Source organism: Kitasatospora sp. NPDC034023, assembly GCF_055575795.1.
In genome coordinates this window covers 197,375-218,839 of record NZ_JBVIRY010000009.1, presented here as the reverse complement: position 1 = coordinate 218,839, position 21,465 = coordinate 197,375, and the positions used below count along the sequence as shown (strand labels likewise).

The window sequence follows — 21,465 nt, the reverse complement described above, 5'->3', positions numbered from 1 at the left end:
CGGCGACCGGGTCGTCGCCACGGATGGCGCGAACGGGATACACCAGTGTGTCCGGGACCGCGCCGCTCCCGGCCACCGAGGCCAGGTCCGCGAAGCACACCGCGCCCGGAAGGCCCAGGCCGTCGTCGCCGAGCACTCCGATCGCCTCAGCCGGCACGTCGGTCGGCAGCGCCGCCGGTATCCAGTCCCGGCGGAAGAGCGACTCATGGCCGCCCGGGGCCGCGAGCTTCTCCGCGGCGAAGGGACGGAGGACCAGCGACTCGACCAGGGCGACCGGCCGGCCGGTGGCATCGGCGATCGCCAGCGACACCGCGTCGGGGCCGACCACGGCCACGCGAACGCGAAGCTCGGCCGCGCCGGACGCGTACAGCGACACGTCCGACCACGCGAACGGGAGGCGGCCCTGTCCGGTGTCGGGCAGCAGTCCACCAAGTCCGATGGCATGCAGGGCGGCGTCCAGGAGAGCGGGGTGCACGCCGAAGGACCCGGCGTCCGCCTGCGCCTCCGCCGGCAGGGCGATCTCGGCGAAGACCTCGCCGTCCCGCCGCCAGGCCGACCGCAGGCCCTGGAACACCGGGCCGTACTCGAGACCGGCGGCCGCCAGCCCCTCGTACAGGCCGTCGACCGGGACGTGCTCCGCGCCGGCCGGCGGCCACTGCGCGAGGTCGAAGGAGGCCGGGGGCGCAGCGGGCGCCAGGATACCGGTGGCGTGGCGGGTCCACGGCAGGTCGGGCCAGGTGTCGTCGACACCGTCGTCCTGCGGCCGCGCGTGCAGGCTCAGCGGCCTGCGGCCCTGCTCATCGGGGGCCCCCACCGTCAGACACAGCTGGAGGGCACCTGTCACCGGGAGCACCAGGGGCGCTTCCGCGGTGAGCTCCTCCAGTCGGCTGCATCCCACCTGGTCGCCGGCCGCGATGGCGAGGTCGACCAGAGCCGTGCCCGGGAGCACCACCCGGCCCGCGACGGCGTGGTCGCCGAGCCAGGGGTGCGTCCGTACGGACAGCCGGCCGATGAAGAGCCGCCCGTCCAGTTCGGGCACCGACACGGCCGCGCCGAACAGCGGGTGTGCGACCGCACCGAGGCCGGCCGCGGTGACGTCCCCGGCGTGATCGGCTCCGCTGTCCAGCCAGTAGCGCTCACGCTGGAAGGCGTAGGTCGGCAGGTCGACCCGGCGGGCACCGGTGCCGGCGAACACCGCCTGCCAGTCGACCTTCGCACCGAGCACGTGGAGTTGGCCGAGCGCGGTGGTGAAGCTCTCCGGCTCGGGGCGGTCGCGGCGCAGGGCGGGGGTGAGGACGGCGTCGCTGTCCTCCGCGAGGCACTGCCCTGCCATCGCGCTGAGCGTGCCGTCCGGGCCCAGCTCCAGGAACGTCCGGACGCCTTCGCCCTCCAGCACGTGCACCGCGTCAGCGAAGCGGACAGCCTCGCGAACATGCCGCACCCAGTACTCAGGGTCGGTCAACTCGGCCGACACGAGCGAGCCGCTCAGCGTCGACACGATCGGAATCCGCGGCTCCGCGAAAACCACCTCAGCGGCCACGGCGCGGAACTCCGCCAGCATGCCGTCCATCAGCGGCGAATGGAACGCATGACTGACGGTGAGCCGCCTGGTCCGGCAGCCGTCGGCCGCCAGCTTCTCCGCGACATCCAGAACGGCCTGTTCGGTGCCAGAGATCACCACGGACGCCGGCCCGTTGACGGCAGCGATGCCCACCTCGGCCGTCAGCAGCGGCAGCACGTCGGCCTCCGCCGCCTGGACGGCCACCATCGCGCCACCACGCGGCAGCGCCTGCATCAACCGGCCACGCGCCGCCACCAGCCGGCACGCGTCCGCCAGCGAGAACACACCCGCCACATGCGCCGCAGCCAGCTCACCGATCGAATGCCCCGCCAGGAAGTCCGGCCGCACACCCCACGACTCGACCAACCGGAACAGCGCCACCTCCAGCGCGAACAGCGCCGGCTGCGTGAACCCCGTCTCGCTGATCAGCTCCGCATCCGCGACCGCCTCACGCAGCGAACGCCCCAACAGCGGATCCAACTCCGCACACACCGCATCGAACGCAGCCGCGAACACCGGGTAAGAGGCATACAGCTCCCCACCCATCCCGACCCGCTGACTGCCCTGCCCCGCGAACAGGAACGCCGTGCGACCACCCGTCCCCGCAACCCCACGAACCCCTGCCGAGCCGCCGGCGGCCAGCGCCTCCAGACCGGCCAGCAACTGCGCCCGGTCATCACCGACCAGCGCCGCCCGCTGCTTGAGCGCCGCGCGTCCGACGGCGAGGGAGAGGCCGACGTCGGCCAAATCGAGCGTCGGGTCGGCGGCCAGGTGGGCCCGCAGGCGCTCGGCCTGGGCGCGGAGGGCCGCGTCGTCGTGGCCGGAGAGCACGAGCGGCACCGGGCGGGGCCGGCCGTCCGGGCGCGCCGCCGCCGCGGTGGCAACGGGGGCCTGTTCGAGGATGGCGTGGGCGTTGGTGCCGCTGACGCCGAAGGACGAGACGGCGGCCCGCCGGGGTCGGCCGGTCTCCGGCCAGGGGCGCTCCTCGGTGAGGAGGCGGACCGTGCCGGCCGACCAGTCGACGTGCGGGGTGGGTTCGTCCACGTGCAGGGTGCGCGAGAGCACGCCGTGGCGCATCGCCATGACCATCTTGATGATGCCGCCGACGCCGGCCGCGGCCTGGGTGTGGCCGAGGTTGGACTTGAGCGAGCCCAGCCAGAGCGGGCGGTCCGCGGGCCGGTCCTGGCCGTAGGTGGCGATCAGGGCCTGCGCCTCGATGGGGTCGCCGAGGCGGGTGCCGGTGCCGTGCGCCTCTACGGCATCGATCTGATGGGCGGTCAGCCGGGCGGCGGAGAGGGCCTGCCGGATGACCCGCTGCTGCGAGGGACCGTTGGGGGCGGTGAGTCCGCTGCTGGCGCCGTCCTGGTTGACGGCGGTGCCGCGCACGACGGCCAGCACGGGGTGGCCGTTGGCGACGGCGTCCGAGAGCCGTTCGACGAGCAGCATGCCGACGCCCTCGCCCCAGCCGGTGCCGTCGGCGGCGGCCGCGAAGGACTTGCAGCGACCGTCGGCGGCCAGGCCCCGCTGGCGGCTGAAGTCGATGAAGGCGTTGGGGGTGGACATCACGGCGACGCCGCCGGCCAGCGCCAGCGAGCACTCCCCTGCGCGCAGCGCCTGCACCGCCCAGTGCAGGGCGACCAGCGAGGACGAGCACGCGGTGTCGACGGTGACCGCCGGGCCCTCCAGGCCGAGCGCGTACGCAACGCGGCCGGAGGCGACGCTGCCGGAGTTCCCGTTGCCGAGGTAGCCGGCGACCTCCTCGGGCACGGTGACCAGGCGGGAGGCGTAGTCGTGGTACATCACGCCGGCGAAGACGCCGGTGGCGCTGCCGCGGACGGACTCCGGGTCGATGCCGGCCCGCTCGAACGCCTCCCAGGAGGTCTCCAGCAGCAGGCGCTGCTGCGGGTCCATGGCGAGCGCCTCGCGCGGCGAGATACCGAAGAACGCCGGGTCGAAATCGGCGGCGTCATGCAGGAAGCCGCCCTCGCGGGTGTACGAGGTGCCGGGGCTGTCGGGGTCCTCGTCGTACAGGGCGGAGACGTCCCAGCCGCGGTCGTCGGGGAACTCCGAGACGCCGTCGGCGCCGTCGGAGACCAGCCGCCACAGCTCCTCGGGCGAGGTCACTCCGCCCGGGTAGCGGCAGGCCATGCCGACGATGGCGATCGGCTCCGGCTCCTGGTCCTCCAGCTCGCGGAGCCGCCGGCGCGTCTCGCGCAGGTCGGCGGTCGCCCGCTTGAGGTAGTCGAGGAGCTTCTCTTCGTTCTCCACGTGCTGTCACACCCTTGAACCCGGTCGTGGGGGCCGTGCCGGCCGCTTCCGGAACGTCCGAGCACGTCCGGAGGGCCCTGGGCACGGCCGCCGATGATTCGCGATGAAAACGTGCGCCCGAAACTCCGCACCGACCCGGGAGGGAATCTGCCCCGGCGTTTCCGGTTCCGGTTTCCGCGCACCGGTCCGCCGGATTTCGAGTCGCCCGGCCGGTGGAATTCTCCGGCAGGGCCACGGTCATTTCCTGTTCGCCGCCACGCTAGCAGCGGCGTTCCGCGGGAGGCATCCCCTAACCTCCCCCTAGCCGGGTGCGGGGATATCCGCGGCAATTCCGCCGGACCGGCCGCGAATCAGCCCATCGGGAATTTCACCTGACCGGAGACGATCGGGTTGAGGTAGTTCGGTCCGGCGATCTTCAGGCGGTTCATGGCGAGGCCGGTGAGGCCCTCGAAGATGGCCCGGCGGGCGTTCATGGTGGTGGAGTAGCCGGGGTCCAGGTGCGGGGCGACCTCGACCACGTCCATGCCGATGACCTTGGTCTCGTGACAGATCCGGCGGAAGGCCGGGAAGATCTCGCGGTTCGTCAGGCCGCCGGGCTCGGGGGTGCCGGTACCGGGTGCGTAGACGGGGTCGAGGACGTCGATGTCGAGGGAGAGGTAGACGAACTCCGCGTTCTCCTGGACCTCGGCGATGGCCTTGTCGAGCACGGCGTGGAAGCCGATCCGCTCGATCTCGGCCATGAAGTGGGTCTTCATGCCCTGCCGCCGCATCCAGTTGAAGAGCTGGTTGTCGGGGCCGGTGACGGTGCGCACGCCGACCTGGACGACGTTGCCGGCCGGCACCCCCTCGTCCTCGATGATGCGGCGGATCGGGGTGCTGTGGGTGGCGCGGTGGCCGAGCTGGCTGTCGTGGCAGTCCGGGTGGGCGTCGAAGTGGATGACGCCGATCTTCTCCGGGCCGTACACGTCCGCGAGGGCTCCGACGCTCGGCCAGAGCAGCGAGTGGTCGCCCCCCAGCAGGACCGGGACGGCGCCGACCTCGGCGATCTCGCGCACCAGGGAGCGGATCGGGCCGATGGAGTTCGGGGTGCTGAACGCGTCCACGGCCGCGTCGCCGTAGTCCACGACCTTGAGCACGTCGAACGGGTTGATCCGGGTGCTCGCGTTGATCATCGCTTCGGGCGTGTTGAAGATGTAGCGCTCGTCGGCGCGGATCATGCGCGGCCCGTACGCGGCGCCGCGGTGGCCGACCGAGGAGTCCAGCGGAATGCCCAGCACGGCGACGTCGACGTCGCCGGCCCGCAGGTCCTCCTGGTTCAGGCAGTACGGGACGCCCATGAAGGTGGCGAGCCCCGAGTAGGCGGGGTGAGCGTAGTAGCGGCGCAGGTCGATCGGCCCGGGCTCGCGGGCGGGAGCCGCGGACCGGTCGACCTCCAGGCGGAACTCCGGGATCTCGGACTTGTCGTTCACGCGTCTCCTCGGTGGCATGGCAGGGCGGGCGTCGCGACGGTGCGGGGCGCGGAGTGTCGCGCCGCTCGACGGGGCGCAGGCCTGCACGCGGGTCGCTGCGGACCGAGCCTAGGTCGGCCGAAATTCCGTCAGTACCCGTGCGCGCCACTACCCGACCCCTAGGTCGCCGGGGCCGACCCCTACCTTCGGTGCGCCGGCCGGAGGTGGCGGCGGGGCGGTGTCCGCCGGGAGCCCGCGCGGGCTCCCGGCGGACACGGGCGTCAGTTCAGGCCGAGCTCCTCGTCGAGCAGGCTGAACAGCTCGTCGGCGGTGGCCCCGTCGAGTGCGGTGTCCTCGGCGCGGGTCGGCTCACCGGTGGCCGCGGTCCGGGTCTCGGTCCACATCGCCAGCAGGGTGCGCAGCCGGGTGGCCACGCTGCGGTGCTCCTCGTCGCCCGGGGTGAGCGAAGCGAGGATCGACTCCAGGCGGTCGAGTTCCGCACCGATCGGCAGCGCCGGGCCCACCGCGGCCTCCTGCTCGCGGGTCTCCTCGCGGAGGTAGGCGGCGAGGGCGGCCGGCGTGGGGTGATCGAAGATCAGCGTGACCGGCAGGCGCAGGCCGGCGGCCGCCCCGAGCCGGTTGCGCAGGTCCACGGCGGTCAGCGAGTCGAAGCCCAGCTCCACGAACCCGCGGGCCGGTTCGATGGCGCTCGCACTGCCGTAGCCGAGTACCCCGGCGACCTGGGCGCGTACCGCGTCCAGCAGGATGCGGTCGCGGTCGCCGTCCGGCAGTCCGCGGACCTGGTCGGCCAGGGTGCTGGGCACCGGCTGTCCGGCCCGGCCGTCGGCGGCCGTCCGTGGACCGCCGGCCGGGCGGTGGGCCGGCGGTCGGACCAGGCCGCGCAGCAGGTGCGGCACCGCCCCGGGGTCGCCCTGGGCGCGGACGGCGGCGGGGTCGAACCGCATCGGGACGAGGTGGGCGTCCGGCAGCGCGAGCGCCCGGTCGAGCAGGTCCAGCGCCTCGGCTGTGGGCAGCGGGGCGAAGCCGGCCCGGGTCATCCGGGCCACGTCTGCCTCGTCCAGGCTGCCGGACATGCCGCCGGACGGGCCGGCGGAGTCCCCGTCCGGGGCCCACAGGCCCCAGGCGAGCGAGACGGCCGGCAGCCCCCGGTTCCTGCGGTGCCGGGCGAGGGCGTCCAGGAACGCATTGCCTGCGGCGTAGTTGGCCTGCCCGGGGCCGCCCAGCACACCGGCGGAGGAGGAGAAGAGGACGAAGGCCGCGAGATCGAGCCCGGCGGTCAGCTCGTGCAGGTGCCACGCCGCGTCGATCTTGGGGCGCAGCACCGACTCCAGCCGCTCCGGCGTCAGGGCGGTCACCACGCCGTCGTCCAGGACGCCGGCGGTGTGCACGACGCCGGTCAGCGGGTGGGCGGCGGGGACTGCCGCGAGCAGGTCGGCGAGCGCCGCCCGGTCGCCGGTGTCGCAGGCCGTGACGGTCGCCTCGGCACCGAGCGCGGCCAGGTCGGCGACCAGGTCCGCAGCCCCGGGGGCGTCGGCGCCGCGCCGGCTGGTGAGCAGCAGGTGCCTGACCCCGTGCCGGGTGACCAGGTGGCGGGCGACCAGCGCACCCAGCGCTCCCGTGCCACCGGTGACCAGAACGGTGCCGTCCGGGGCGAAGGCCGCTGTGCCGCGGTGGTCCTGTCCGTGGTCGGCCGCGACCGACTCCGTGGTGACCGGCTCCGTGGTGACCGGCTCCGTGGTGACCGGCTCCGTGGTGACCGGCTCGGCGCTGACCGGCTCGGCGGCGACGGGGACGCGGGCCAGTCGGGGCACCTGCACCGTGCCGCGCCGGACGGCGAGCTGCGGCTCGCCGGAGGCCAGGGCGGCCGGGAGAGCGCGGACCGAGTCGGCGTCCTCGTCCAGGTCGACCAGGACGATCCGGCCGGGGTTCTCGCTCTGGGCGGAGCGCAGCAGTCCCCATGCCGGTGCGTGTGCCGGGTCGGCGAGGCCCTCCTCGTCGCCGACGGCGACCGCACCCCGGGTGAGGAGCACCAACCGCGCGTCGGCCGGGCCCTGGTCGGTCGCCCACTGCTGGGCGAGGCGGAGCGCGCGGAGGGCGGCCGCGCGGGCCGCCTCCGGGGTGTCGGAGGCGGGGGCGTCGGTGGCCTGCGTGTCAGTGGTCCGTGTGCCGTCGGGGCGGGCCGGGAAGGCGGGGACGAGCACGGTCGCCGGTGCGGGCGCTCCGGCGGCCACGGCCGCGGTCAGGACGGCGAGTCCGGGGTATCCGGGCAGGTCCTGCCCGTCCGGCCCGACCAGGCCGTCGGCGGTGCCGAGCACCGCCCACGGCTGCCCGTCCGGCGCCGTGTCGGCGACGGCTGCGGGTGCGCCGGGCAGCGCGGTCCACTCGATGCGGAAGAGCGAGTCGTGGAAGGCGTCCCGGGCGGCGTGCAGTTGCTCGGCGGAGGCCGCGCGCAGCACCAGGGTGTCGACGGTGGCGACCGGGTGGCCGTGCTCGTCGGCCAGGTCCAGGGCGACCGCGTCCTGGCCGGCCGGGGCGAGCCGCACCCGCAGCGCGGCCGCGCCCGGGGCGTGCAGCCGTACGCCCGTCCAGGAGAACGGCAGCCGGGGGCGGCCCGGGTCGAGGTCGGCGGCCGGCACCAGGCCGCCGAGGCCGATGCCGTGCAGGGCGGCGTCCATCAGCGCGGGGTGCAGCCCGAATGCGGCGGTCTCCAGTGCGCGGCCGGTCGGTTCGGGGGCGATCTCGGCGAAGAGTTCGCCGTCCAGCCGCCAGGCGCGGCGCAGGCCGCGGAAGGCCGGCCCGTAGTCCAGACCGGCCGCGGCGGTCGCCGCGTACAGGCCGTCGGTGTCGACCGGTTCGGCACCGGCCGGGGGCCAGGCGGTGAGGTCGAGGCCGTCGGCCGGGGCACCGTCGGCCAGCAGGCCGGTGGCGTGGCGGATCCACGGCTCGTCGGCGGGGACGTCCTCCACCCGGGAGTACAGCGCCAGGGCGCGGCGGCCGTCCGGCTCGGCGGCGGCAACGGTCAGGCGCACCTGGACTCCGCCGCGTTCGGGGAGCACCAGCGGTGCGGCGAGGGTCAGTTCGTCGAGGAGCTCGCAGCCGACCTGGCGGCCGGCGCGGAGCGCGAGTTCGACGAGGGCGGTGCCGGGCAGCACGGTCGAGCCGTGCACGGTGTGGTCGGCCAGCCAGGGCTGGGTCGAGCGCGCGACCCGGCCGGTGAACACCAGCGCTCCGGTGTCGGGGAGTTGGACGGCCGCGCCGAGCAGCGGGTGACCAGCCAGGTCGAGTCCGGCGGAGGCCATGTCCCCGGCGGACAGGCCGGCGTCGAGCCAGTAGCGCTCCCGCTGGAAGGCGTAGGTGGGCAGGTCGATCCGGCGGGCACTCCCGGGGCCGACGAGGAGCGCCGACCAGTCGACGTCGGCGCCCCGGACGTGGAGTCCGGCGAGGGCGGTGGCCAGGGCTCGAGGCTCGGGCCGGCCACGGCGCAGGGCAGGCAGGAAGGCGGGGCCGGTGCCGGTGACGCAGTCCTGGCCGAGGGCGCTGAGGACGCCGTCGGGGCCGAGCTCCAGGTAGCGGGTGGCGCCTTCGGTCTCCAGGGTCCGGACGGAGTCGTGGAAGCGGACGGCCTCGCGGACGTGCCGCACCCAGTACTCGGGGTCGGTCAGCTCGGTCGAAACGAGCGAGCCGGTCAGGGTGGAGGCGATCGGGATCCGCGGTGCCTCGTACGCCACCTGCTCCGCAACGGCCCGGAAGTCGTCGAGCATGCCGTCCATCAGCGGAGAGTGGAAGGCGTGGCTGACGGTCAGTCGCTTGGTGCGGCGGCCGTCGGCGGCGAGCTTCTCGGCGATCTCGACCACGGCGGTCTCGGCACCCGAGATCACCACGGACGTCGGGCCGTTGACCGCGGCGATGCCGACACCGTCGGTCAGCAGCGGCAGGACCTCGTCCTCCGCCGCTTCGACGGCGACCATCGCGCCGCCGCGCGGCAGCGCCTGCATCAGCCGGCCGCGCGCCGCGACCAGCCGCGCCGCGTCGGCGAGCGAGAACACACCGGCGACGTGCGCGGCCGCCAGCTCGCCGATCGAGTGACCGGCGAGCAGGTCGGGCCGGATGCCGAAGGCCTCCGCCAACCGGTAGAGCGCCACCTCCAGGGCGAACAGGGCGGGTTGGGTGTACGCCGTCTCGTCGATCAGCTCGGCGTCCGCGATCGCCTCGCGCAGCGGACGCTCCAGGTGGCGGTCCAGCTCCCTGCAGACGGCGTCGAAGGCCTCGGCGAACACCGGGAAGGCCGCGAACAGTTCCTCGCCCATGCCGGCCCGCTGGCTGCCCTGGCCGGTGAACAGGAAGGCGGTGCGGCCGGGCGCGGCCGCGCCGCGGACCAGACCGGGTGCCTCGGCGCCCTCGGCCAGGGCGGCCAGGGCCGCCAGGAGGTCGTCGTGCCCGGCGGCGACCAGGACGGCCCGCTGCTCCAGGGTGGCGCGGGTGGTCGCCAGTGCGTGGCCGACCTCCTCCGGGGACGGCTCGGGGTGGCCGGTCAGGTGCGCCAGCAGGCGGGCAGCCTGGCCACGCAGGGCGGTCTCCCCCTTGGCGGAGAGCGGCCAGGCGAGGACGGGTGGCTGCGCCGGGACGGGCGGCTGCCCATCGGCGGCCGCGGCAGACGAGGTCTCCGGGGCCTGCTCCAGGACGGTGTGGGCGTTGGTGCCGCTGATGCCGAAGGAGGAGACGGCGGCGCGGCGCGGGCGGCCGGTCTCCGGCCACGGCACGGAGTCGGTGAGCAGCGCGACCGCGCCCGCCGCCCAGTCCACGTGCGGCGAGGGCGCGTCCACGTGCAGCGTCCGCGGCAGCACGCCGTGGCGCATCGCCATCACCATCTTGATCACACCGGCCACGCCGGAGGCGGCCTGGGTGTGGCCGAGGTTGGACTTCACCGAGCCGAGCCACAGCGGCCGGTGGTCCGTGTGGTCCTGTCCGTAGGTGGCGAGCAGGGCCTGGGCCTCGATCGGGTCGCCGAGGGTGGTGCCGGTGCCGTGCGCCTCCACCGCGTCCACCTCGTCGGGGGTGAGCCGGGCGTCGGCGAGGGCCTGCCGGATGACCCGCTGCTGGGAGGGGCCGTTGGGGGCGGTGAGGCCGTTCGAGGCGCCGTCCTGGTTGATCGCCGAGCCGCGGACGACCGCCAGCACCGGATGGCCGTTGCGGCGGGCGTCCGAGAGGCGCTCGACGAGCAGCATGCCCGCGCCCTCGCCCCAGCCGGTGCCGTCCGCCGCCGCGGCGAAGGACTTGCAGCGGCCGTCCTCGGCGAGGCCGCGCTGGCGGCTGAACTCCACGAACGTGCCGGGGGTGAACATCACCGTGACACCGCCGGCCAGTGCCATCGTGCACTCGCCGCTGCGCAGCGCCTGGACGGCCAGGTGCAGGGCGACCAGCGAGGAGGAGCACGCCGTGTCGACGGTGACCGCCGGGCCCTCCAGACCGAAGGTGTAGGCGACGCGGCCGGAGACGACGCTGCTGGAACTGCCGGTGCCGAGGTAGCCCTCGACCTCGTCGGGGGCGGCGCGCAGCCGGGTGCCGTAGTCGTGGTACATCACGCCGGCGAAGACGCCGGTCCGGCTGCCGCGCACGGTGGCCGGGTCGATGCCCGCACGCTCGAAGACCTCCCAGGCGGTCTCCAGCAGCAGCCGCTGCTGCGGGTCCATGGCGAGCGCCTCGCGCGGCGAGATGCCGAAGAACGCCGGGTCGAAGTCGGCGGCGTCGTGCAGGAAGCCGCCCTCGCGGGTGTACGAGGTACCGGGGTGGTCGGGGTCGGGGTGGTACAGCGCGTCGAGGTCCCAACCGCGGTCGGTGGGGAAGCCGGAGATGCCGTCCCGGCCGCCCGCGACGAGCTGCCAGAGCGCCTCGGGCGAGTCGATGTCGCCGGGGTAGCGGCAGGCCATCCCGACGATCACGATCGGGTCGTCGTCGAGCCCGGTGGCGGCCACGGCGGGTGCATGGCCGACCGGATCGGGGCGGTCGCCGAGGAGTTCGGCGCGCAGGTGGACGGCGAGCGCGGCGGGGCTGGGGTAGTCGAAGACGAGCGTGGCGGGGAGCCGCAGGCCGCTCGCCGCGCCGACCTGGTTGCGCAGTTCGACGGCGGTCAGCGAGTCGAAGCCGAGCTCCTTGAACGCCCGTTCGGCGTCGACGGCGGCGGCGTTCGGGTAGCCGAGGACGGCGGCGACCCGGCCGCGGACGAGGTCGAGCAGCTCGCGTTCCTGGTCGGCGGGGCTCAGTACGGCGAGCCGGTCGGCGAGCTGCCCGGCGGCGCCGGCCGCGGCCGGCCCGTCGGCGGTGCGGACGGCTCGGCGCAGCGGGGCGCGGACCAGGCTGCGCAGCAGCGGCGGGACCTGCCCGTCGGCGGCCCTGCTCCGCAGGACGGCGGTGCTGATCCGCATCGGGACGAGGACGGCGCCGCCGTCCTGCGCCCGCTGGGCGGCGAGGGCCGCGTCGAACAGGGCCAGGCCCTCGTCGTCGGAGAGCGGACCGAGGCCGGAGCGTTCCATCCGTGCGAGGTCGTTCTCGGTGAGGTGGCCGCTGACGCCGCTGGCCTGCGCCCACAGGCCCCAGGCCAGCGAGGTGGCGGGCAGGCCGTGGGCGCGGCGGTGCTCGGCGAGGGCGTCCAGGGCGGCATTGGCGGCGGCGTAGTTGCCCTGGCCGGGGCCGCCGAAGAGGCCGGCTGCGGAGGAGAAGAGCACGAAGGCGGCGAGGTCGAGCCGGGCGGTCAGCTCGTGCAGGTGCCGGGCGCCGTCGGCCTTCGGGCGCAGGACGGCGTCCAGCCGGTCGGGGGTGAGTGAGCTGATCACGCCGTCGTCGGTGACGCCGGCGGTGTGGATGACGGCGGTCAGCGGGTGGGCGGCGGGGACGGCGGTGAGCAGGTCGGCGAGCGCCGCCCGGTCACCGGTGTCGCAGGCAGCGACGGTCGCCTCGGCGCCGAGCGCGGCCAGGTCGGCGGTCAGCTCGGCCGCGCCGGGGGCGTCGGCGCCGCGCCGACTGGTGAGCAGCAGGTGCCTGACCCCGTGCCGGGTGACCAGGTGGCGGGCCACCAGTGCACCGAGCGCTCCGGTGCCACCGGTGACCAGGACGGTGCCGTCGGGGTCGAGGGCGGGCGGCCCGGACTCGGCCGCGGGAACGGCGACCCGGGTCAGCCGCAGGGCGTGCGGGGTGCCGCTGCGCACGGCGAGCTGCGGTTCCCCGGCGTCGAGGGCGGCGGGGAGGACGCGGGCGGAGGCCGGGTCGCCGTCGAGGTCGACCAGGCTGATCCGTCCGGGGTTCTCGGTCTGCGCGGAGCGGACGAGTCCCCAGGCGGCGGCGTGCGCCGGGTCGAAGACGTCCGGGTCGTCGGCGGTGGCGACGGCGCCGCGGGTGAGCACCACCAGGTGGCCGTCGGCGGTCCGCTCGTCGGCGAGCCAGCCCTGGACGAGGGCGAGCACCCGGTGGAGCGCGCCGGCGGTCGCCGCCGGGGCCGGGTCGGCGGGCGGCAGGCAGGGGGCGAGCACCACGTCGGGGACGGGGCCCGCCGCGGCGAGCGCGGCCAGATCGGGGTGGTGCTCCACGGGGAGGCCGAGGCCGGCCGGGGCGTCGCCGCCGAGCACGGCCCAGCGCTCGCCCCCGGCGGCCGCAGGCTCGCGGAGGGGCAGCGCGACCCACTCCGGGCGGAACAGCGACTCGTGGTGGAGGGTCTGCGCGGCGTTCACCTGCTCGGCGGTCACCGGCCGCAGGACCAGCGCGTCGACCGTGGCGACGGGCCGGCCGTCCTCGTCGTCCAGGCGCAGGGTGACGCCGTCCGTGCCGTGCGGGGTGACCCGGGCGCGGAGGGCGGCGGCCCCGGCGGCGTGCAGCCGCACGCCCGTCCAGGAGAACGGCAGGCCGGCCTGCCAGTCGGCGCCGTCGGCTACGGTCAGGCCGAGGGTGTGCAGCGCGGAGTCCAGCAGCGCGGGGTGCAGTCCGAAGCGGGCGGCGTCGGCCTCGGCCTGCTGCGGCAGGCGCAGTTCGGCGTACACCTCGCCCTCGTGCCGCCAGGCGCGGTGCAGGCCCTGGAAGGCCGGGCCGTAGTCGAAGCCCACCGCGACCATGGCCTCGTAGCGGCCCGCCAGGTCGGCCGCGACGGCGCCCTCGGGCGGCCAGGGGCCGGGCGCGGGGGCGGGCGCGGGGGTGCCGGCCGTGGCGAGCACCCCGGTAGCGTGTCGGGTCCACGGCTCCTCGGCGGGGAGGTCCTCGCGGCGGGAGTGCAGGCTGAAATCGCGGCGGCCGTCGGGGGCGGGTGCGCCGAGGGTGAGCCGCAGCTGGACACCGCCCTGCGGGGGCAGCACCAGCGGTGCGGCGAGGGTGAGTTCCTCCAGCAGGTCGCAGCCGACCTGGTCGCCGGCCCGCAGGGCGAGTTCGACGAAGGCGGTCCCGGGCAGCAGCACCGAACCCATCACGGTGTGGTCGGCCAGCCAGGGGTGGGTGCTCAGGGCGAGCCGCCCGGTGAACACCAGCCCGCCGGAGTCCGGGAGTTCGGCGGCGGCGCCGAGGAGCGGATGGCCGGTGGCGCCGAGACCCGCCAGGGTGACGTCGCCCGCGTCCGCCGGCGGGACGTTCGGCCAGTAGCGCTCGCGCTGGAAGGCGTAGGTGGGCAGGTCGACCCGGCGGGCTCGCTGCCCGGCGAGGACCGCGGGCCAGTTCGGGTTCGCTCCGCGCACGTACGCCTCGGCGAGCGCGGCGGTGAGCGTCTGCTGTTCCGGTCGGCCGTGGCGCAGCGTGGGCAGGAAGGCGGCCGGTCCGGTGGCGCTCTCCTGCGCGAGGGCGCTGAGGACGGCATCGGGGCCGAGCTCCAGGTAGGTGCCGACGCCCTGGGTGTCGAGCGCCCGGACGGCGTCGGCGAAGCGGACGGCTTCCCGGACGTGGCGCACCCAGTACTCGGGGTCGGTGAGTTCGGCGGACGCGGGGGCTCCGGTGAGCGTGGAGACGATCGGGATGCGGGGCGTCCCGTACCGCAGCTGGGCGGCGACCGTGCGGAATTCCGCCAGCATGCCGTCCATCAGCGGCGAGTGGAAGGCGTGACTGACCGTCAGCCGCTTGGACTTGCGGCCCGTCAGCTGCTCCATGACGGCTCGGACGGCGTCCTCGGTGCCGGAAAGCACCACGGACGCGGGCCCGTTGACCGCGGCGATGCCGACGCCCCCGGTCAGCAGCGGCAGCACCTCCGCCTCGGACGCCTCGACGGCCACCATCGCGCCGCCGCGCGGCAGCGCCTGCATCAGCCGGCCACGGGCCGCCACCAGTTGCGCCGCGTCCGACAGCGAGAACACGCCGGCCACGTGTGCGGCGGCGATCTCGCCGACCGAGTGGCCGGCGAGCACGTCCGGGTGCAGTCCCCAGGCCTCCAGCAGGCGGAACAGGGCCACCTCGACGGCGAACAGCGCCGGCTGGGCGCACGCCGTCTCGTTGATCGACTCGGGGTCTGCGATCGCCTCGCGCAGCGGGCGGTCCAGCAGCGGATCGAGCTCCGCGCAGACCTCGTCGAAGGCGTGCGCGAACACCGGGTGGGACGCGTGGAGTTCCGCACCCATTCCGGCCCGCTGACTGCCCTGGCCGGTGAACAGGAAGGCGGTCCGGCCGAGCGCCGCGGTGCCGCGGACCAGGCCGGGCGCCTCGGCGCCCTCGGCGAGGGCGGTGAGCGCGGCCTGCCGGGCGGACGGGTCCGCTCCGGTGATCAGGGCCCGGTGTTCGAAGGCGGCGCGGGTGGTGGCCAGGGAGTGGCCGAGGTCGGCCGGGTCCAGGGCGGGCCGCTCGGCGAGCAGCGCCGACAGCCGGGCCGCCTGGCCGCGCAGCGCCTCGGCGCTGCGGGCCGAGAGCGGCCAGAGCACGGCCGTCGGCGCAGCGTCCCCAGCCGCGGGTTCGGGCTCGGGTTCGGGCTCGGGCGCGGGTTCGGGCTCGGGCGCCGGGGCCTGTTCCAGGACGGTGTGCGCATTGGTGCCGCTGACGCCGAAGGAGGAGACGCCGGCCCGGCGGGGCCGTCCGCTCTCGGGCCAGGGACGGGCCTCGGTGAGCAGTTCGACGGCGCCGGACGCCCAGTCGACGTTCGGCGACGGCTCGTCCACGTGCAGGGTCCGAGGCAGGACGCCGTGCCGCATCGCCATGACCATCTTGATGATGCCGGCCACGCCGGCGGCGGCCTGGGTGTGGCCGAGGTTGGACTTCACCGAGCCGAGCCAGAGCGGCTGTTCGGCCGGCCGGTCCTGGCCGTACGTGGCGAGCAGTGCCTGTGCCTCGATCGGGTCGCCGAGCGCGGTGCCGGTGCCGTGCGCCTCGACCGCGTCGACCTCATGGCCCGACAGGCCCGCCGCGGCGAGTGCCTGGCGGATCACCCGCTGCTGGGAGGGCCCGTTCGGGGCGGTCAGACCGTTGGACGCGCCGTCCTGGTTGACGGCGGAGCCGCGGACCAGGGCCAGCACCTGGTGCCCGTTGCGCTGCGCGTCGGAGAGCCGCTCGACCAGCAGCAGGCCGACGCCCTCGCCCCAGCCGGTGCCGTCCGCGCCCGCGGCGAAGGCCTTGCAGCGCCCGTCCGCGGCCAGGCCGCGCTGGCGGCTGAAGTCGATGAAGTTGCCGGGCGTGGACATCACGGTGACGCCGCCGGCGAGCGCCAGTTCGCACTCGCCCGAGCGCAGCGACTGGACGGCCCAGTGCAGGGCGACCAGCGAGGAGGAGCAGGCGGTGTCGACGGTGACCGCCGGACCCTCCAGGCCGAGGGTGTACGCGATCCGGCCGGAGAGCACACTGGCCGCGTTGCCGGTGCCGAGGAATCCCTCGGAGCCGTCCGGGGCGCTGACCACGAGCGGCAGGTAGTCCTGGCCGTTGGTGCCCGCGAAGACTCCGGTGCGGCTGCCGCGCAGGGTGGTCGGGTCGATGCCGGCCCGTTCGATCGCCTCCCAGGCGGTCTCCAGCAGCAGCCGCTGCTGCGGGTCCATCGCCAGCGCTTCGCGCGGCGAGATGCCGAAGAAGCCGGGGTCGAACGCGCCGGCGTCGGCGAGGAAGCCGCCTTCGCGAACGTAGCTGGTGTCCGGGTGGTCCGGGTCGGGGTGATAGACGGCGTCGAGGTCCCAGCCGCGATCGCCGGGGAAGGGCACCAGCGCGTCGGAGCCGTCGGCGAGCAGCCGCCACAGCGCCTCGGGCGAGTCCACGCCGCCGCCGAACCGGCAGCTCATGCCGACGATCGCGATCGGCTCGTCGTCCGCGGCGGCGCTCCCGGTGCGCTCGGGTTGCCCGGCCGCGGGGGCCGCAGCGCCGAGCAGTTCGGCGCGGAGCAGGTCGGCGAGGGCCGTCGCGTTGGGGTGGTCGAAGACGAGGGTGGCGGGCAGCCTCAGGCCGGTGAGCGCGACCAGCACGTTGCGCAGCTCGACGGCGGTCAGCGAGTCGAATCCCAACTCTCGGAAGGCCCTGGCGGGTTCGACGTCCTGCGGTCCGGCGTGGCCGAGCACGGCGGCGACCTGGGTGCGGACGAAGTCCAGCGCCATGCGCGGCCGTTCGCTCTCCGCCGCCGCGGCCAGCCGCTGCTGGAAGGTGGCGCCGCCGGACTGCTCGCCGTACTCGCTGTCGGCGGCGGCCATGGCCTGCAGCGCCTCGGGCAGCTCGTCGAAGAGCGTGCTGCTGCGGATGCCGGTGAACTGGGGTGCGAAGCGGTCCCAGAGCACGTCGACCACGAGGGAGAAGGTCTCGTCGAGGTCGAGGGCGTGCTGCATGGCGGCGATAGCGGTGGCCGGGTCGAGCGCCGGGACGCCGCCGCGGCGCAGCCGGTCCTTGACGGTGTCGTCGACCGCCATGCCGCCCTCCGCCCAGGCGCCCCAGGCCATCGCGGTGGCGGGCAGGCCGGCGGCGCGGCGCTGCTCGGCGAGGGCGTCCAGGAAGGCGTTGGCGGCCGCGTAGTTGCCCTGGCCGGGCCCACCGAAGGTGCCGGCGAAGGAGGAGAACATGACGAACGCCGAGAGGTCGAGCTCCCGGGTGAGTTCGTGCAGGTTGACGGCGGCGTCGACCTTGGGGCCGAGCACCCCGGCGAGTCGCTGCGGGGTGAGGGCGTCCAGCACGCCGTCGTCCAGCACGCCGGCCGCGTGGACGACGGTGGTCAGCGGGTACTGGTCGGGGATGTCGGCCAGCAGGCCGGCGAGCGCGGCGCGGTCGGTGACGTCGCAGGCGGCGACGGTCACCCGAGCGCCCAGGGCGGTGAGTTCGGCCTCCAGCTCGGTCACGCCGGCGGCGTCGCGGCCGCGGCGGCTCGTCAGCACCAGGTGCTCGGCGCCGCGGCCGGCCAGCCAGCGGGCGACGTGGGCGCCGAGCGCGCCGGTGCCGCCGGTGACCAGGGCGGTTCCGCGCGGCGACCAGCCTTCGGCCGGGGCGTCGGTGCGCGGGGCGCGGACCAGGCGGCGGGCCAGGATCCCGGCGGGGCGGATCGCCAGGTGGTCCTCGGCGCCGAGGCCGGCGAGCACGGCGGCGAGCCGGTCCTGGGCCCGCTCGTCCGGGGTGGGCGGCAGGTCGATCAGGCCGCCCCAGCGGTCCGGGTACTCCTGGACGACGACCCGGCCGAGGCCCCAGACCTGGGCCTGGACGGCGTTCTCCAGCCGGTCCGCGCCACCGGTGGTGACCGCGCCCCGGGTGGCGCACCAGAGCGGGGCCTCGATGCCGGCGTCGCCGAGCGCCTGGACCAGGGCGAGCGTCCCGGTCAGTGCGAGCGGCGCGGACGGGTGCTCCGGGTGCGTTCCCGAGGCCAGCGGGAGGAGCGAGAGCGCGCCGGTGAACTCTTGTCCCTCAGAGGCGAGTTCGGCGCGCAGAAGGTCGGCGACGGCGGCCCGGTCGGTGGCCGCGGGGTCGACGGCGAGGTGCCGCACGCGCACGCCGCGCCGGGTGAGGGCCGCGGCGGCCGCGGAGCTCCACGCGTCGGTGTCCGCAGCAGCCTCGGCCGGGGTGACGAGCAGCCAGGTGCCGGTGAGCCGCCCGGTCGGCGTATCCGGGACAGGCCGCCAGGCGATCCGGTAGCGCCAGTCGTCGACGGTCGAGCGCAGCCGGCTGCTGCGGCGCCAGGCGGTCAGTGCGGGCAGGACGGCATGGAGCGGCTGGTCCCCGGCGACGGCCAGGGTCGTGGTGAGCGCTTCCAGGTCGCCGCGCTCGACGGCCGCCCAGAACTGTTCGTCGGCCGGTGAGCCGGCCGTCGCCCCGGCGGCGGCGCCCTCGTCCCACGCCCCTGCGGTGGGCCAGAACCGGCGCTGCTGGAAGGCGTAGGTCGGCAGGTCGACCCGGCGTGCGCCAGTGTCGGCGAAGTACGCCTGCCAGTCGGGCCGGGCCCCGCGCACCTGGAGCCGGGCGAGCGCGGTGGTCAGTGCGCGTGCCTCGGGCCGGTCGGCGCGCAGAGCCGCGGCGAAGGCGGAGTCGCGGTGCCGGGCGTTCTCATCGCCGAGGGCGGTCAGTGTGCCGCCGGGGCCGATCTCCAGGAACGTCCGGACGCCTTCGGCCTCCAGGGCGCTGATCGCGTCGGCGAAGCGGACGGCCTCCCGGACGTGGCGCACCCAGTACGCGGGGTCGGTCAACTCCTCGGCGGCGAGCGCCCCGGTGAGGGTGGAGACGAGCGGAATCTGCGGGGCCTCGTAGGCGACCTGGTCGGCGACCGTTCGGAAGTCCGCCAGCATGCCGTCCATCAGCGGCGAATGGAACGCATGACTGACCGTCAGGCGCGTGGACTTGCGACCCGTCAGCTGCTCCGTGACGGCCCGGACGGCATCCTCGGCGCCCGACAGCACCACGGACGTGGGCCCGTTGACCGCGGCGAGGCCGACGCCGTCGGTGAGCAGCGGCAGCACCTCGGCCTCGGAGGCCCGCACCGCCACCATCGCGCCGCCGCGCGGCAGCGCCTGCATCAACCGGCCACGGGCCGCCACCAGCCGGCACGCGTCCGCCAGCGAGAACACACCCGCCACATGCGCCGCGGCCAGCTCACCGATCGAGTGACCGGCAAGGAAGTCCGGCCGCACACCCCAGGATTCGACGAGACGGAACAGCGCCACCTCCAGCGCGAACAGCGCCGGCTGGGTGTACCCCGTCTCGTTGATCAGCTCCGCATCCGCGATCGCCCCGCGCAGCGGACGGTCCAACAGCGGGTCCAGTTCAGCGCACACCGCGTCGAAAGCCGCCGCGAACACCGGGTAGGAGGCATACAGCTCCCCGCCCATCCCGACCCGCTGACTCCCCTGCCCCGCGAACAGGAACGCCGTCCGGCCCTCGACCGGCGAGCCGAACACCAGGTCGCCCGAACTCCCTTCCGCCGCAAGGACGTCCAGCGCGGCCAGGAGCTCCTCGCGGCCGTCCGCGACCAGCACCGCGCGCTGCTCCAGCGCGGCGCGGCCGGTCGCCAGGGTGTACGCCACGTCCAGCGGACGCAGGTCGGGCGCGGCCGTCAGCCGCTCCCGCAGCCGCGCGGCCTGGGCCTGCAGCGCCGCCTCACCCTTGCCGGAGAGCAGCCAGGGCAGCACGCCGGGCGCCGTGTCGGGCCCGTCCGGCGCCTGCTCGGTCTCCGGCGGCGCCTGCTCGATGATGGTGTGGGCGTTGGTGCCGCTGAACCCGAACGAGGAGATGCCGACGCGGCGCGGCGCGCCGGTCTCCGGCCAGTCGCGGGCCTCGGTGAGCAGTTCCACCGTCCCGGCCGACCAGTCGACGTTGCCGGTCGGCCGGTCCACGTGCAGGGTCTGCGGCAGCAGCCCGTGCCGGATCGCCATGACCGACTTGATGACGCCGCCGATGCCGGCCGCGGCCTGGCTGTGACCGATGTTGGACTTCAGCGAGCCGAGGTAGAGCGGGCGGCCCTCGGGCCGGTCCCGGCCGTACGCGTCGATGATGGCCTGCGCCTCGATCGGGTCGCCGAGGGTCGTGCCGGTGCCGTGCGCCTCGACCGCGTCCACCTGGTCGGGCGTCAGCCGCGCGCTGGCCAGCGCCTGGAGGATGACGCGCTGCTGGGAGGGGCCGTTGGGTGCGGTGAGGCCGTTGGACGCGCCGTCCTGGTTGACGGCGGAGCCGCGGACGATCGCCAGCACCGGATGGCCGTTGCGGCGGGCGTCCGACAGGCGCTCCACCAGCACCATGCCGGCGCCCTCGGCCCAGCCGGTGCCGTCGGCCGCTTCCGCGAAGGACTTGCACCGGCCGTCGGCGGCCAGGCCCCGCTGGCGGCTGAAGTCCACGAAGGTGCCGGGGGAGTTCATCACGGTCACCCCGCCGGCCAGGGCGAGCCCGCACTCGCCGTTGCGCAGCGCCTGCACGGCCAGGTGCAGCGCGACCAGGGACGAGGAGCACGCGGTGTCGACGGTGACCGCCGGACCCTCCAGGCCCAGGCTGTACGCGATCCGGCCGGAGACCACGGAGGCCGCGATCCCGGTGCCGAGGTAGCCCTCGACGTCGTCGGTGGAGCCGAGCAGGACGGTCAGGTAGTCCTGCCCGCTGGTCCCGGCGAAGACACCCGTCCGGGTGCCGTGCAGCGACAGCGGGTCGATGCCGGCCCGTTCGAAGGCCTCCCAGGAGGTCTCCAGCAGCAGCCGCTGCTGCGGGTCCATCGCCAGCGCTTCGCGCGGCGAGATGCCGAACACGGCGGGGTCGAACCGGGCGAGGTCGTGGATGAACCCGCCCTCGCGGGTGTAGCAGGTGCCCGGGTGGTCCGGGTCCGGGTGGTAGAGGTTCTCCAGGTCCCAGCCGCGGTCGGCCGGGAAGCCGGACATCGCGTCGCCGCCCGACGCCACCAGCTGCCACAGGTCCTCGGGCGAGCGGACGCCGCCGGGGTAGCGGCAGCTCATCCCGACGATGGCGATCGGTTCCTGGTCCCTGGCCTCGGCCTCCCGCAGGCGCAGCCGCGTCTGGGCCAGATCGGCCGTCACCCGCTTGAGGTAGCCGCGGAGTGTCTCTTCATTCGCCATCGTTACTGTGACCTCTTTACGGCCTTGCGGCTGCGAGCGGATGTTCACCCCGTGCAGGGCTGTTCCGACCGGGCGGCGGGACGTGGCGGGGCAGCGCCGCGGCGAAGGCGGTCCGGGCAGCCGGAAGGCCCCGGGTGGTCGCCGCTCCGCGCAGGAGCGGGCGCCCCGCCGGAGGCCTCACGGTGTCCGGAGCCCGCGTTCGCCGGCAGGCCCGATC

Annotated in this window: 3 protein-coding genes; all 3 read right to left on the bottom strand. The window is 75.4% G+C overall.

The window, feature by feature from the left end; translation table 11 throughout:
* On the bottom strand, window positions 1-3,829 hold a 3,829-nt coding region (locus ACZ52R_RS16005), incomplete at its 3' end, for a type I polyketide synthase (RefSeq protein WP_465753613.1).
* 350 nt (window positions 3,830-4,179) lie between these two features.
* Window positions 4,180-5,298 (bottom strand): agmatinase family protein, encoded by a 1,119-nt coding sequence (locus ACZ52R_RS16000; RefSeq protein WP_465621403.1) that lies wholly within the window; start codon window positions 5,296-5,298, stop codon window positions 4,180-4,182.
* 260 nt (window positions 5,299-5,558) lie between these two features.
* Window positions 5,559-21,248, bottom strand: a complete 15,690-nt coding sequence (locus ACZ52R_RS15995; protein ID WP_465753612.1) for a type I polyketide synthase — start codon at window positions 21,246-21,248, stop codon at window positions 5,559-5,561.
* Window positions 21,249-21,465 lie beyond the last annotated feature (217 nt).